Origin of the sequence: Massilia sp. ZL223, from assembly GCF_018119395.1 — a bacterium.
Taxonomy (GTDB): domain Bacteria; phylum Pseudomonadota; class Gammaproteobacteria; order Burkholderiales; family Burkholderiaceae_D; genus Telluria.
Map to the genome: position 1 here is coordinate 73,493 of NZ_JAGPWD010000014.1, position 14,789 is coordinate 88,281.

Here is a 14,789-nt window from a genome sequence, read left to right on the forward strand (position 1 = left end):
TCGTCCGGACGGCTTGTCTGCTCGCAGGCATGGCGCTGCTGCCTGCGCTGCTGTCCGCCTATGCGCCGCCGGCCGCGGCCGCGCCCTTGCGCGCGCCGGAAGCCAATCTGGTCCTGCTGGAAGTCCGGCTCGGCAACCAGCTGCTGTCCGACGCCGTGACCGGCTACGAGATCGGGCGCGACGTCTACCTGCCGCTGGGCGAAATGGCGCGCCTGCTGACCCTGGCCATCCGCGTGACGCCGGGCGAGGGGCGCGCCAGCGGCTATATCCTGAACGAGGAACGGGCCTTCAGCCTCGACGTGCCGGGGCGCGTGGCCGACATCGCCGGCCGCCACGAAGAGCTCGACCGCGCGCAATTCAAGCTGCTCTCCGACGACATCTACGTGGCCAGCAAGCTGATGGCGCGCTGGCTGCCGGTCGACCTCGACCTGGACATGTCCAGCCTGGCGCTCAAGGTGAAGCCGCGCGAGCAGCTGCCGATCCAGGCGCGCCTGGCGCGGCGCGAGCGCGGCAGCCTGCCTGGCATGCCGGGCGGCTATGCCGACCCCGGCTATCCACGCCTGTCCACGCCTTACCGCCTGGTCGACACGCCCTTCATCGACCAGACCATCGGACTGGCGACCACCAGCGTGGGCGGACGGCGCCAGACCGAAGCCGCCTACACGGCCTACCTGACCACCGACCTGGCGGGCATGGAAGCCGCGCTGTACGCGAGCCGCAACCGCCACGACCCCGACGCCGGGCTGCGCCTGACCCTGGGGCGCCACGATCCCGACGCCGGCCTGCTTGGCCCCTTGCGGGCGCGCACCGCCTTGTTCGGCAGCGTGCCGGTGCCGGGCGTGGCGAATGTCTCCGCCAGCAGCCCCACCGGCAATGGCGCCGTCCTCAGCAACCGTCCGCTCAACCAGCCCACCAGCTTCGACCGCCACACCTTGCAGGGCGCGCTGCCGCCGGGCTGGGACGTCGAGCTGTACTACAACGATGCGCTGGTCGGCTTCCAGCAGTCGCGCGGCGACGGCAAGTACAGCTTCGAGGACCAGCCGCTTGCCTACGGTCCCAACGAGTTCCGCCTGGTGTTCCATGGCCCGCTGGGGCAGCTGCGCGTGGAGCGCCAGAGCTTCCTGCTGGAGCAGTCGGCCGTGCCGCGCGGCGCGCTGTACTACGACCTGGCCGCGCACCGCGACCGCTTCGGCCACCAGCGCGCGCTGGCGCAGTTCGAGTGGGGCGCCAGCGACTGGCTCAACGCCACCGGCGGCTGGCAGCGCCTGGCCTTGCCGGACGGCGTGCAGCGCGGCTACGCCAACCTGGGCTTGCGCAGCTACTGGAAGGGCATGATCGCCACCGTCGATGCGGTCCATGGCGACGACGGCGGCAAGCTGGCCCAGCTCGGCCTCAAGACGCGCCTGGGCCAGGTATCCCTGTCGGCCAGCCGGGCGACCCTGGACCGCTTCAGCAGCGAGTTCTTTTCGCCCAGCGCCGACCCGGTGAAGACCAGGGACGAGCTGCGCGCCGAAGGCGTGGTCGCGCCCGGCGGATCCAGTTTCTACCCGCTGGCGCTGCAAGTGCGCCACGACCGGCTGGCCTCGGGCACCCGCAATATCGACCTGCAGGGACGGATCGCGGCCTACCGCGACGGCATCGCCCTCAGCAACACCCTGCGCTGGCAGTCGCTGGGCGGCCACGACATGGCGGACGGCCTGTTCCAGGTGAGCCGCCGGGTGGCCGGCATCGGCCTCACGGGGCAGCTGCAATACCTGATCGCGCCGGACGCGGGGCTGGGGAGCGCCGCGCTCACCGCCGACTACTACCTGAACGACGGCTACATGCTGAACCTGGGCCTGACGCGTGCGTTCCACGAGCGCGAGACGCGCCTGGCCGGCGCGCTCAACAAGAGCCTGGGCACCTATGGGCTGGGCGTGAACGCCTTCTACACGAACCGGCGCGATTACGGCCTGGGCGTGCAGTTCTTCATGGCCATGGGCTGGGAGCCGCGCGCCATGCGCATGACGATGGATGCGCAGCCGATGGCGAACATGGGCGCGGCTTCGGTGCGCGTCTTCCTCGACAAGAACCTGGACGGCGTGATGGACGAGGCCGACGAGCCGATCGGCGGTGCGGGCATCACGGTCAACGGCGCCAGCTACCTGGCGCGCACCAACGCGGCCGGGCTGGCCACCCTGGCGCGCCTGCCGGCGCACCAGCACACCGACATCGCGGTCGACCCGAACTCGCTGGACGACCCGCAATGGCAGCCGCGCACGCCGGGCGTGCGCATCGTGCCGCGTCCGGGCAAGGTCAGCAGCATCGACTTCCCCGTGGGCGTGACCGGGGAGGTGGACGGCACCACCTACCTCTACGCCAGCGGCGCGCGGCGCGCGATCGGGGACCTGCGGCTGGAAGTGGTCGACAGTCGGCGCAAGGTGGTGGCGAGCGCGGTCAGCGCGGCGGATGGGTATTACGTGATCACGGGGATTTTTCCGGGCGAGTACTTCCTGCGGGTGCAGCCGGAGCAGCTCAAGCGGCTGGGGCTGACGGATACGGGGATGCACGTCATTACCATCGGGAAGGAGGGGGCCGTGCTCAATGGGAGGGATCTGGATGTGCGGGCGGAGGATGGGGCGTGAGTTTGCGTGCGAACCGATAACCGCACCACCTTCCGCACCCCCACCTGAACCGTATACAATGGCCGGTTTGGCGAATCGCACCCCACCCCAAGCATGGCAAAACAATACGACGTAGCAGTAATCGGCGCAGGCGCCGCCGGCATGATGTGCGCGGCGGTCGCCGGCCAGCAGGGCAAGCGCGTGGTGCTGCTCGACCACGCCGCCAAACTGGCCGAGAAGATCCGCATCTCCGGTGGCGGCCGCTGCAATTTCACCAACATCAACGCCGGCCCGGCGAACTTCCTGTCCCAGAACCCGCACTTCTGCCGCAGCGCGCTGTCGCGCTACACCGCGCAGGATTTCCTGGCCCTGGTGAAGAAGCACCGCATCGCTTATCACGAGAAGCACAAGGGCCAGCTGTTCTGCGACGACTCGTCCGAACGCATCATCGCCATGCTGCGCGCCGAATGCGAAGCCGGCGCCGTCCACCTGCGCATGCCCTGCAAGATCGCCGGCGTGCAAAAGACCGAAACCGGCTTCACGGTCGCCACGGACGGCGGCGAGCTGGAAGTGGCTAGCGTGGTGGTCGCCACCGGCGGCCTGTCGATTCCGAAGATCGGCGCCACCGACCTGGGCTATCGCCTCGCCACCCAGTTCGGCCTGAACGTGATCGAGACCCGCCCCGGCCTGGTGCCGCTGACCTTCGACGGTCCTAGCTGGGAGCCCTTCGCCCCGCTGGCCGGCATCGCCCTCGAAGTCGACGTCAGCACTGGCAGCGGCAAAGGGAAGGGCGCCCTCCGCGGCCAGTTCCGCGAAGACCTGCTGTTCACCCATCGCGGCCTGTCGGGCCCGGCGATCCTGCAGATCTCCAGCTACTGGCAGCCCGGCACGCCGATCGTGCTCGACCTGCTGCCCGATATGGACGTGGCCGAGACCCTCATCGGCGCCAAGAAGACGGAAAAGAAGCAGCTGGGCAATGTGCTGGCCCAATGGCTGCCGGCGCGCCTGGCCGACGGCCTGCTGGCCGGGAACGGCTTCGACCCGGGGGCGCGCCTGGCCGATATGCCGGACGCCAGGCTGCGCAAGCTGGGCGACGCCATCAACCGCTGGGCCATCGTGCCGACCGGCTCGGAAGGCTACAGGAAGGCCGAGGTGACCCTGGGCGGCGTCGACACGCGCGAGCTGTCGCAGCAGACCATGATGGCGAGCAAGGTGCCGGGCTTGTACTTCATCGGCGAGGCGATGGACGTGACCGGCTGGCTGGGCGGCTACAACTTCCAGTGGGCCTGGGCCTCGGGCGTCGCGGCCGGCCTGGCGCTGGCTTCCCAATGACGTGGTAATTCAGGCACAAGTTGATAAAAGCTTTTACTGATACGGAAAAGCTGCTAGAATTTCGTTCTTCCCTAAATCCAACGGTTTGATTTTTACATGACCACTATCCGCCTTAAAGAAAACGAGCCGTTCGAAGTCGCTATGCGTCGCTTCAAGCGCACTATCGAAAAGACCGGTCTGTTGACGGAACTGCGCGCTCGCGAGTTCTACGAAAAGCCGACTGCTGAGCGCAAGCGCAAGCTGGCAGCTGCCGTGAAGCGCCACTACAAGCGCATCCGCAGCCAGCAACTGCCGAAGAAACTGTACTAAGACCGTCCAGTGGCCTGGACCCGGTGACGGCGAGACCTGTCCCGGCGAGTCGCTGACGTCAGCAAGCCCGCTCCGGTTGTCACCGCGGCGGGTTTTGTCGTTTATACCCATCGAACAGAATACGGAGAATCCATGAGCCTGAAAGCACAACTGACCGACGACATGAAAGCAGCCATGCGCGCCAAGGAAAGCGCCCGCCTGGCCACCGTTCGCCTGATCATCGCCGAGATCAAGCGCAAGGAAGTCGACGAGCAGATCGAGCTGAACGACGACCAGGTCGTGGCCGTGATCGAGAAGATGGTCAAGCAGCGCAAGGATTCCATCTCGCAATTCGAAGCGGGCGGCCGTGCCGACCTGGCCGAGATCGAGAAGGGCGAGCTGGCTATCCTGTCGGCCTACATGCCGGCCGGCCTGTCGGACGAGGAAGTCGCCGCCGAAGTCGCCGCCGCCGTGGCCGCCACCGGCGCCGTCGGTCCGCAGGACATGGGCAAGGTGATGGGCGTGCTCAAGCCGAAGCTGGCTGGCCGCGCGGACATGACCGTGGTGTCGGGTTTGGTCAAGAAGGCATTGACCGGCGCCTAAAAGGCCTGCGCGCGTAATAGTATTTAGTTAGCAGCGAAACCGTCGTCACTGCCACAGGCAGTAACGACTTCCGGCGAAGGCCGGAACCCAAGTTGCATGAGCTATCGAAACGCTTAACTTAGGTTCCGGCCTTCGCCGGAACGACGAGGATGCGCTAACTCGTTGGCAACACGCCCGAGCGTGCTCCGAGCAGGCCCACACCGGCCTGCATCTTGTTGCATGTCAACTTGCGGCGAGCGCTGCGGTATAGTCTGAGGCTAGACAAACACTGAGTAACTAAGTGATTCCGCAATCTTTCATTACCGATTTGCTCAACCGTGTCGACATCGTCGACGTGGTCGGCCGCTACGTCCAGCTCAAGAAGGGCGGGGCCAACTACATGGGCCTGTGCCCATTCCATAACGAAAAATCCCCCAGCTTCACCGTCAGCCCCACCAAGCAGTTCTATCACTGCTTCGGCTGCGGCGCCCACGGCACCGCGATCGGCTTCCTGATCGAATACTCGGGCCTGGGCTTCGTCGACGCCGTCAAGGACCTGGCCCAGAATGTGGGCATGGTCGTCCCGGACGCCGACGACAAGATCCCGCCGGCCCAGCGCGCCGCCCAGCAAGCCCAGTCGCTGGCCATGACCGACGCGCTCAACCAGGCCTGCAGCTACTACCGCGCCCAGCTGCGCGAAGCGCCGCACGCCATCGCCTATTTAAAGAGCCGCGGCCTGACCGGCGAGATCGCCGCCCGCTTCGGCATGGGCTACGCGCCCGGCGGCTGGGACAATCTGCGCTCCGTCTTCCCCGACTACGACGCCCAGGCCCTGGTCGAATCCGGCCTGGTGATCGACAAGGTGGACGAAGAGGGCAACCGCCACAAGCGCTACGACCGTTTCCGCGAGCGCGTGATGTTCCCGATCCGGAACACCAAGGGCCAGGTGATCGGCTTCGGCGGCCGCGTGCTCGACGGCGGCGAACCGAAATACCTGAACTCGCCGGAAACCCCGCTGTTCCAGAAAGGCCTGGAGCTCTACGGCCTGTTCGAGGCGCGCCAGGCGATCCGCGACGCCGGCTACGTGCTGGTGACCGAGGGCTACATGGACGTGGTGGCGCTGGCCCAGCTCGGTTTCCCGCAGGCCGTGGCCACGCTCGGCACCGCCTGCACCAGCACCCACGTGCAAAAGCTGCTGCGCCAGACCGACAACGTCATCTTCAGCTTCGACGGCGACAAGGCCGGCCGCCGCGCCGCCCGCCGCGCGCTGGACGCCTGCCTGCCGCAAGTGTCCGACGACAAGACCATCAAGTTCCTGTTCCTGCCGCAAGAGCACGACCCGGACAGCTTCGTGCGCGAGCGCGGCGCCGAAGCCTTCGAGCAGGAAATCCACGACGCCATGCCGCTGTCGCAGTTTCTGCTGCGCGAAGTGACTCAGGAGCACGACCTCGACACGCCCGAGGGCCGGGCCCACGCCCAGTTCGAGGCCAAGCCGCTGCTGCAGGCCATGAGCCCGTCGGCGCTGCGCCTGCAAATCGTGCGCGGCCTGGCCAGCATGACCCAGTCGACGCCGGCGGAACTCGAAAGCCTGTTCGAGTTGTCCAAGCCAGTGTCGGTCGCGCGCCGTGCGCCGCCGCGCCAGGGCCGCCCGGTGCCGGTGGGGCTGGAGCGCCAGATATTGCGCATCCTGGTTTCCCATCCGCACCTGGCCCTGCTGCTGGACGAGGCGGCCCTGGCTTCCTTCGACCATTTCGGAGAAGAATCGGCCGAGCGCATGCGCCACCTGGTGCTCACGGCCCAGGCGCTGGGCGAGGGCGGCACTTTTGCGGCGCTGTCGCAGCTGTTGACGGAGGAAACCACCGAGTACGACCAGATGATCGCCGAGATCGGCGCGGAACCGGAATCGGAAGTCGATGCGGACCGCATATGGCTGCTCAGCGCTGTGCGCCAAATCAAGATGGATGCGTTAAAACAGGAACTTAACCAGTTGTTTTCTTCCGGCTTGACCCCAGATCAGGTAAGTACTCGCTATCGCGAGATTACAGCTCAGCAGGACGTCCTGGCCCGTGAAGCGGCCGCTGACATGTCCCCTCGATGAGCCTGGGCAAGCCCCAGTGTTCGCAACTGGAAAAAAGAGGGGTGCGTGCTATAATAAAACGCTAACTATTGCAACTGTTGAAACCATTTTTGGTTCAATCGCGGCGTGGTGTTTCAGTTAGCGAGGCAACGGAAGATTGCCTGCAGGGTGATGTAAGGTAACAAAACTTTATCTTTAACCATCGTAAAGTTAGTGTCGTTGTGACATCGAAAGCGCCTGTGCCAACTAAGAAACCCGAGACCAAAGTGGCTGCGAAAACCACGAGAGCATCCGCCGCCAAGGTGGAAAAATCGCAAGACAAGGCTGAGGTTCGTACGGCGAACCCGGCGCCTGTCAGTCAGACGACCGATGCGGCCGCCCTGGCCGCGATCGATACGTCCGGCTACGTCCTGCCGTCCGTCAAGGTGCCGGGACGCCGTGGCCGCAAGCCCAAAGAATTCACGCCCGAGAACGACGAGATCGCCGCACTGAACGCGGTCGAGCGCGCCGAACTGAAGGCCGCGGACAAGGCCAAGGCCAAGGACCGCAAGGCCAAGGAAAAAGCGCTGCTCAAGGACGCCTTCTCGTCCGACACCGAAGCCAGCGAGGAAGAGCTCGAGCTGCGCCGCAACAAGCTCAAGGCCCTGATCAAGTCGGGCAAGGAGCGCGGCTTCCTCACGTACTCCGAGATCAACGACCACCTGCCGGACAACATTGTCGATCCGGAAGCGATCGAAGGCATCATCGGCACCTTCAACGACATGGGCATTGCCGTCTACGAGCACGCCCCTGACGCCGAGACCCTGCTGTTGTCCGACAATGTCGCCACCGTCACGAGCGATGATGAAGCCGAGGCTGCCGCCGAAGCCGCGCTGTCGACCGTCGACTCCGACTTCGGTCGTACCACCGACCCGGTGCGCATGTACATGCGCGAGATGGGTTCGGTCGAACTGCTGACCCGCGAAGGCGAGATTGAGATCGCCAAGCGCATTGAAGACGGCCTGAAGGACATGATCCAGGCCATCTCCGCCTGCCCGGTCACCATCGCCGAGATCATCGACGCCGCCAGCAAGATCGAGAAGGACGAGATCAAGATCGACGAGATCGTCGACGGCATGGTCGACCCGGACGAAGACGAGCAAACCTCGCCGACCGCCGTCGCCACGACCTCGACCGATGACGAGGACGAAGACGAAGAGGACGAAGAGGAAGAGGAAGAAGAGGAAGAGGAAGCATCGGGCGCATCCGGCGCGGCCGGCTACTCGGCCGAGCAGCTGGAAGCCCTGAAAGTGTCCGCCCTCGGGAAGTTCGACCAGATTGCCCAGCAATTCGACAAGATGCGCAAGGCTTTCGAGAAGGACGGCTACAACTCCAAGGCCTACGTCAAGGCGCAGGAAGCGATCTCCAACGAACTGCTGGGCATCCGCTTCACCGCCAAGGTCGTCGAAAAGCTGTGCGACACCCTGCGCGGCCAGGTCGACGAAGTGCGCCACATCGAGAAGCAGATCCTGGACGTGGCCGTGAACCGCTGCGGCATGCCGCGCGCTCACTTCATCAAGGTCTTCCCGGGCAACGAAACCAACCTGGAATGGGTGGATGGCGAAGTCAACGCCGGCCACGCCTACAGCGCGATCCTGGGCCGCAACATCCCGACCATCAAGGAACTGCAGCAGCGCCTGATCGACCTGCAAGCGCGCGTCGTGCTGCCGCTGCCGGACCTGCGCAACATCAACCGCCAGATGGCGGCCGGTGAAATGAAGGCGCGCAAGGCCAAGCGCGAGATGACCGAGGCCAACCTGCGCCTGGTGATCTCGATCGCCAAGAAGTACACCAACCGCGGCCTGCAATTCCTCGACCTGATCCAGGAAGGCAATATCGGCCTGATGAAGGCGGTGGACAAGTTCGAATACCGCCGCGGCTACAAGTTCTCGACCTATGCGACGTGGTGGATCCGCCAGGCCATCACCCGTTCGATCGCGGACCAGGCGCGCACGATCCGTATTCCGGTGCACATGATCGAAACGATCAACAAGATGAACCGGATTTCGCGCCAGATCCTGCAGGAGACCGGCGCCGAGCCCGATCCGGCGACCCTCGCGATCAAGATGGAAATGCCGGAAGACAAAATCCGGAAGATCATGAAGATCGCGAAAGAGCCGATTTCGATGGAAACGCCGATCGGCGACGACGACGATTCGCATCTGGGCGACTTCATCGAGGACAACAACACGCTGGCGCCGTCGGATGCGGCCCTGCATGCCTCGATGCGCGGCGTGGTGAAGGATGTGCTGGACTCGCTGACCCCGCGCGAAGCCAAGGTGCTGCGCATGCGCTTCGGTATCGAGATGTCGACCGACCACACCCTGGAAGAGGTGGGCAAGCAGTTCGACGTGACCCGCGAGCGTATCCGCCAGATCGAGGCGAAGGCGCTGCGCAAGCTGCGTCACCCGTCGCGTTCTGACAAGCTGAAGAGTTTCCTGGAGGGTAGCAGCTGATTAGAGCAGCTAAACCTTGACGGACCTGCGCTAAAAGCAATATGCTCTCGCCACTTTGCTCATCCGGTTCCGCACCGGTGAGCCGGTGGCGAGTTCTTCTCCACTGTCCCGATTTCTGGGCCTCTAGCTCATGCCTGGTTAGAGCAGCGGACTCATAATCCGTTGGTGCCCGGTTCGACTCCGGGGAGGCCTACCAATTCATTGTGCTGAATTAAGGGCGTCGCTCGCCGTGCTTGAGGCGCTCTGTGCACCTTTTTTGTGCTCGGCAAGCGGCGCGCTCATTGGCTTGCGGTGATCAGCGGGGCACCGATGACCGCGGCGTTCCGCACCCTCTTCACTGGCGCCAAATTCCCGCCACACGATTCCCCGACGACTTCGCCTCAGGTTGCACCTCCTTGTGGCGTTGGTGCTCCGCCGCGTAAAACCCAGCCGATTGTGTAACGTCAATTGACCAGATCCATCGACCATTAGACTGGTCAATAGGTCCGGCAAGCATGGACGTTTCCATAGGGAGCAGCATGGGCACGAGCAAGGGCACGCCTCGCATGCGTTTTCATCATCGACAGGTTTTCAAGCGCCCGGTTCGAGAAAGCGGTGCCGTGGCAGTCATGGCGATCGGCGCCATCATCATCATCTGCGGTTTCTGCAGCCTGGCCCTGGACCTTTCCCGCGTCTATAACCGCAAGATGGAATTGCAGAGTGCAGCCGATGCCGCCGCAATCAGCGCCGCAATCGAACTCGACGGCACAAAGTCGGGCCTGACAAAGGCGGCGCAGAAGGCGGCCGCCTTGTTCGCGATCCCCGTCGTCTACGGCGGTCCCGGCTACGGCTATGTTCCTGAGGCGATGGACTGGACGGACGACGCCATCAAGTTCGCTGCCTCGCCGGACGGGCCCTGGCTGTCGGCCGGCGAAGCGGCCTCGAAAAGCGTTCCCAACGGTCTCCTCTACGTCCAGATCGATACCAGTCAGCTCGATGCGTCTTACGGACAAGTGCACACGCTGTTCCTGCCTGTTGTCGCCGGAGACGCGGTCATCGCGTCGACAGGCGCACGCGCCGTCGCCGGCCCGACAGCCGTCGCCGTGGTGCCTTTTGGCATCTGTGCGATGCACGAGGATGAAAAGCGCAACCGTAACGGCGAGCTGGAGGAGTTCGGATTCCGGCGCGGCGTGAGCTACGATCTGATGCAGCTGAACCCGGAGGCCACGGGCACAGGGCAGAGCTTCCTGATTCATCCCTACACCGGTCCCGGCGCCACGCCTAGCTTGCCCGACGATTTCGATACGGTCGCCCCTTCCGTTTGTACCGGAATGATGGGGATTGCACGGGTTACGGGAGGACGGATTTCCGTGTCGTCCCCATTTCCCCTCAGCGACTACTACCAGCAATTCAATTCGCGCTTCGATTCCTATACGGCGCCGTGCAGTCCCGATACTGCCCCGCCTGACAGAAACGTGAAGCCGTATAAATTCAATGATGGCAGCGTCTCCTGGATGGACACGGCCCCGAAAGAGCAGGCATCGGTTGTGTACGCGGATCTGGCCAACAGCAAGCGCTGGACGGTGGCTGGGCCTTATCCGTCGCCAGCCGGCACCGCGGCAGAAGATTACGGGCCGCTGTGGTCCTACGCCAAGGCAGTCAGATATGCGGATCCGATGCCCTCTGGCGGCTACGTCGCTTTCACGACGTCGAGCTGGAAGGATTTATATACCCCGGGACAGCCCAAGGCGAAAAACGGCTATCCGGCATCGACGCCTTATCAGAACGGCGGCCCCTCGTATGCCACGGCGCCCAGCCGCACCGGCGTGCGGGACAGGCGCGTGTTGAATGTGCCTTTGCTCTCCTGCCCGGTGTCCGGCAGCAGCGCGACCGTCAAGGGGATCGGCAGGTTTTTCATGACCGTACTGGCGGACGATACCCATTTATACGCCGAGTTCGCCGGACTGGCGGAAGAACAGACTTTGCGCGCCCGAGTGAGGTTATACCCATGAAGCGATCGTTCAGGCGATGTTTCCGGCGGACGGAACAGGGAAGTGTCGCCGTCGAAACGGCCATCGTCCTGCCGGTACTGATCTTGTTCCTTGCCGTCCCATTTTTTCTGGCCCGCATCTTCTGGTACTACAGCGTGGCGGAAAAGGCGGCGCACGACGGCGCCCGTTTCCTGACCCAGGCCAGCCGGATGGAAATCCAGGCGTCCACGGGCGGCGCGGAACCCGGCGTCGCGGCCCTTGCAAGAGCCATCGCCAATGCTGAACTCGATGAAATCAGGCCCGGACTCGTCGGCGCAGCGGCCGCCGCCCAGTGCGATGGCGTCCCCTGCGACGGACTGAGCATTCCAAGTATGGTGCGGGTCGTGGTGCGGATACGCGTGCGCGACGAGATTTTCGGCTTCATCACCGACCCACTCTTTGGAGAAGACGGACTGCTCCTGACGGCAGACGTCACGATGCGCTATGCGGGCAACTAAACCACCTGTCAGGCTGCGGCCGGGCCGCGGAAAACAGCAAGGCGTTGCTGCCGTGGAGTTTTCGCTCATTGCCCTTGTCTTCTTCCTGCTGTTCTTCGGCATCGTCGAAGTGGCGCGCGCGATGTACGTCATCAATACTCTGCAGGAAGTGACCCGCCGCGCAGCCGCGCTGGCCACCAACACCGACTTCAGCAATGCGGCGGCGATGCAGCGGGTACGGGAACGCGCCATTTTCCGCGACTCGCCGGGATTCTTGACCCTCGCGGAACCGGTGACCGACGGGCACATCGTGATCGACTATATGTGGATTCAGCGGACCGGGACGAGCATGACCATGAAGCCGATTCCCTCGGGCTCCTTGCCTGCCAGCCCGGCCGCCAACTTTGCAAACTGCCTGGGGGATCCGTACAGCGATCGCTGCATCCGCCTGGTGCGCGTCCGCGTGTGCCAGACCGCCGGCGCCGACGACTGCGAGCCGGTGGTCTACCGCACGCTGGTGCCGCTGCTGCCGTTTTCATTCGGATTGCCGGCATCGATGACGATCGTCACTGCCGAGACCTTGGGGATGCCTGCCGGCGTTCCGTGCGCATGCCCGTGATGGGCCTGCGGGATGGCCTTGCGCAAGCCTGGCCATCCCTTGGCTACATGATGCTCATATCGCCGGGTCGCTCTCGGCAAGCGCGGGACGCGGGCGGCGCTTGGCCAGCAGGTCGAAGCGGTCCAGGTTCATGACCTTGCTCCAGGCGGACACGAAGTCGCGCACGAATTTTTCCTTCGCATCGTCGCTTGCGTAGACCTCGGCCAGCGCCCGCAGTTGCGAATGCGCGCCGAAGACGAGGTCCGCGGCCGTCGCCGTCCACTTCGGCGCTCCCGTCGCCCGGTCGCTGCCCTCATAGATGTTCTTGTCCGACGCCGACGGCCGCCACGCCGTGCCGCTGTCGAGCAGGTTGACGAAGAAGTCGTTGGTCAGGACGCCTGGCCGCCCGGTGAACACCCCATGCTTCGATCCTCCATGGTTCGCACCCAGGGCACGCATGCCGCCCACGAGTACCGTCATCTGGGGCGCAGTCAGCTTGAGCAGGTTGGCCCGGTCCAGCAGGCGGGTTTCGGGCGACAGGGGATCGTCGGCCCGGAAATAGTTGCGGAACCCGTCGCCCAGCGGTTCGAGCACGTCGAAGATGTTCACATCGGTCTGCTCCTGCGAGGCATCGGTGCGCCCCGGCGTGAACGGGACCGTCATCTCCACGCCGGCTTGCCTGGCCGCTTCCTCGACCGCGGCGCACCCGGCAAGGACGATAAGGTCGGCCATCGACACCTTCTTGCCGCCGGACTGGGACGCATTGAAGTCGCGCTGCACCTGTTCGAGCGCCGCCAGCACCTTCGTCAGCCGCGCCGGCTCGTTGGATTCCCAATCCTTCTGCGGAGTCAGGCGGATCCGCGCGCCGTTCGCGCCGCCGCGCTTGTCGGTGCCGCGGAAGCTGGCCGCGGCGCCCCATGCAGTGGACACCAGATCCGCAATGCTCAGGCCGGTGCCGAGGATCGTGCGCTTGAGCGCGGCGACATCCTGCTCGTCGGCCAGCGCGTGGTCGACCGGCGGCACCGGGTCCTGCCACAGCTGCGGTTCCGGCACCCAGGGCCCCAGGTAGCGCGAGAGCGGCCCCATGTCCCGGTGCAGCAGCTTGAACCAGGCTTTGGCAAAGGCATCCGCGAGCTGGTCCGGATTCTCGAAGAAGCGCCTGGCAATCGGTGCGTAGACCGGATCCTCGCGCATCGACAAGTCGGTCGTCAGCATCATCGGCGCGTGCCGCCTGGCCTGGTCGTGGGCGTCCGGCACCGTTCCCTTCGCCTCGGGATTTTTCGGCGTCCATTGCTTCGCACCGGCAGGACTGGTCGTCAGTTCCCATTCGTACTTGAACAGGTTTTCCAGGAAGCCGTTGTCCCACTTGACCGGATTGTTGGTCCAGGCGCCTTCGAGGCCGCTGGTGACCGTGTGCGGGCCCTTGCCGGTGCCGAAGCGGTTGTGCCAGCCGAGCCCCTGCTGCTCGATCGGCGCACCCTCGGGTTCGGCGCCGACATTGCCGACCGCCGGGGCCGCACCGTGGGTCTTGCCGAAGGTATGGCCGCCGACGATGAGCGCCACCGTTTCCTCGTCGTTCATCGCCATGCGCGCAAAGGTTTCGCGGATGTCGCGGGCGGCGGCCAGGGGATCGGGCTTGCCGCCGGGGCCTTCGGGATTCACGTAGATCAGGCCCATCTGCACGTTGGCGAGCGGTTTGGCGAGTTCCCTTTCTCCGCTGTAGCGCTCGTCTCCCAGCCAGGTGTCTTCGGGGCCCCAGAAAATGTCCTCCGGCTCCCAGACATCCGGCCGGCCGAAGCCGAAGCCCATGGTCTTGAAGCCCATCGATTCCATCGCTACATTGCCGGCCAAGACCACCAGGTCGGCCCAGGAAATCGCCTGTCCATATTTCTTCTTGAGGGGCCAGAGCAGCCGGCGCGCCTTGTCGAGGTTGGCGTTGTCCGGCCAGCTGTTGAGCGGGGCGAAACGCTGCTGGCCTTCGCCGCCGCCGCCGCGGCCATCGGCGATGCGGTAGGTGCCGGCGGCGTGCCAGCTCATGCGGATGAACAGGGGGCCATAGTGGCCATAGTCGGCCGGCCACCAGTCCTGCGAGGTGGTCATGAGGGCGATGAGGTCCTGCCTCAGCGCCTCGACGTCGAGGCGCTTGAACTGCTCGGCATAGTCGAAATCTTCCTCGAGCGGGCAGGACAGGTGGGAATGGGTGTGCAGCACCGACAGGTCGAGCTGGTTCGGCCACCAGTCCTTGTTGCGTCGCGGGCGGCCGGCTTTCGGTGTCGGGGAGGGAATGGCTGGGTTCTCGCTTTCACTGACACTTTGCGTGTTTTCCTTGTCGGACATAACGGTCTCCATCGGCTAGCGACTGCGTTGT

10 protein-coding genes and 1 tRNA gene are annotated in these 14,789 nt (G+C 64.8%); 10 read left to right on the forward strand and 1 reads right to left on the reverse strand.

Features of this window, described 5'->3' with window-relative positions; genetic code table 11:
• The first annotated feature begins 29 nt into the window (after nucleotides 1-29).
• The 10 genes from KBW95_RS11280 (at nucleotide 30) to KBW95_RS11325 (ending at nucleotide 12,442) form a co-directional block, all read left to right on the forward strand.
• Nucleotides 30-2,624: a carboxypeptidase-like regulatory domain-containing protein gene (locus KBW95_RS11280; protein WP_211528283.1), complete on the forward strand. Its 2,595-nt coding sequence runs from the start codon at nucleotides 30-32 to the stop codon at nucleotides 2,622-2,624.
• Between the two features lie 93 nt (nucleotides 2,625-2,717).
• Nucleotides 2,718-3,935, forward strand: a complete 1,218-nt coding sequence (locus tag KBW95_RS11285; protein ID WP_211528284.1) for an NAD(P)/FAD-dependent oxidoreductase — start codon at nucleotides 2,718-2,720, stop codon at nucleotides 3,933-3,935.
• Between the two features lie 96 nt (nucleotides 3,936-4,031).
• On the forward strand, nucleotides 4,032-4,244 hold the full coding sequence (gene rpsU / locus KBW95_RS11290) for a 30S ribosomal protein S21 (protein WP_005665410.1): 213 nt from the start codon (nucleotides 4,032-4,034) through the stop codon (nucleotides 4,242-4,244).
• Nucleotides 4,245-4,376: 132 nt separating this feature from the next.
• Nucleotides 4,377-4,826: a GatB/YqeY domain-containing protein gene (locus tag KBW95_RS11295; RefSeq protein ID WP_211528285.1), complete on the forward strand. Its 450-nt coding sequence runs from the start codon at nucleotides 4,377-4,379 to the stop codon at nucleotides 4,824-4,826.
• Nucleotides 4,827-5,106: 280 nt separating this feature from the next.
• A complete protein-coding gene (gene dnaG, locus KBW95_RS11300) occupies nucleotides 5,107-6,903 on the forward strand; it encodes a DNA primase (protein ID WP_211524578.1) in 1,797 nt (598 codons plus the stop codon).
• A 218-nt stretch (nucleotides 6,904-7,121) separates the two neighbouring features.
• The gene (gene rpoD / locus KBW95_RS11305) at nucleotides 7,122-9,377 is read left to right on the forward strand and encodes an RNA polymerase sigma factor RpoD (RefSeq protein WP_211528286.1); all 2,256 of its coding nucleotides are present in this window, start codon (nucleotides 7,122-7,124) and stop codon (nucleotides 9,375-9,377) included.
• A gap of 117 nt (nucleotides 9,378-9,494) precedes the next feature.
• Nucleotides 9,495-9,573: transfer RNA gene (locus KBW95_RS11310), tRNA-Ile, on the forward strand.
• Nucleotides 9,574-9,895: 322 nt separating this feature from the next.
• Nucleotides 9,896-11,368 carry a pilus assembly protein TadG-related protein gene (locus KBW95_RS11315; protein ID WP_211528287.1) on the forward strand — a complete coding sequence of 491 codons (1,473 nt, stop codon included), beginning with the start codon at nucleotides 9,896-9,898 and terminating at the stop codon, nucleotides 11,366-11,368.
• Nucleotides 11,365-11,844 carry a TadE/TadG family type IV pilus assembly protein gene (locus tag KBW95_RS11320; protein ID WP_211524593.1) on the forward strand — a complete coding sequence of 160 codons (480 nt, stop codon included), beginning with the start codon at nucleotides 11,365-11,367 and terminating at the stop codon, nucleotides 11,842-11,844. The genes KBW95_RS11315 and KBW95_RS11320 overlap by 4 nt, the downstream gene beginning before the upstream one ends.
• Nucleotides 11,845-11,896: 52 nt before the next feature.
• Nucleotides 11,897-12,442, forward strand: a complete 546-nt coding sequence (locus KBW95_RS11325) for a TadE/TadG family type IV pilus assembly protein (RefSeq protein WP_373888789.1) — start codon at nucleotides 11,897-11,899, stop codon at nucleotides 12,440-12,442.
• Between the two features lie 54 nt (nucleotides 12,443-12,496).
• On the opposite strand, the gene katG is transcribed toward KBW95_RS11325, so the two are convergent.
• Nucleotides 12,497-14,758 (reverse strand): catalase/peroxidase HPI, encoded by a 2,262-nt coding sequence (katG, locus tag KBW95_RS11330; protein ID WP_211528289.1) that lies wholly within the window; start codon nucleotides 14,756-14,758, stop codon nucleotides 12,497-12,499.
• Between the last annotated feature and the right edge of the window lie 31 nt (nucleotides 14,759-14,789).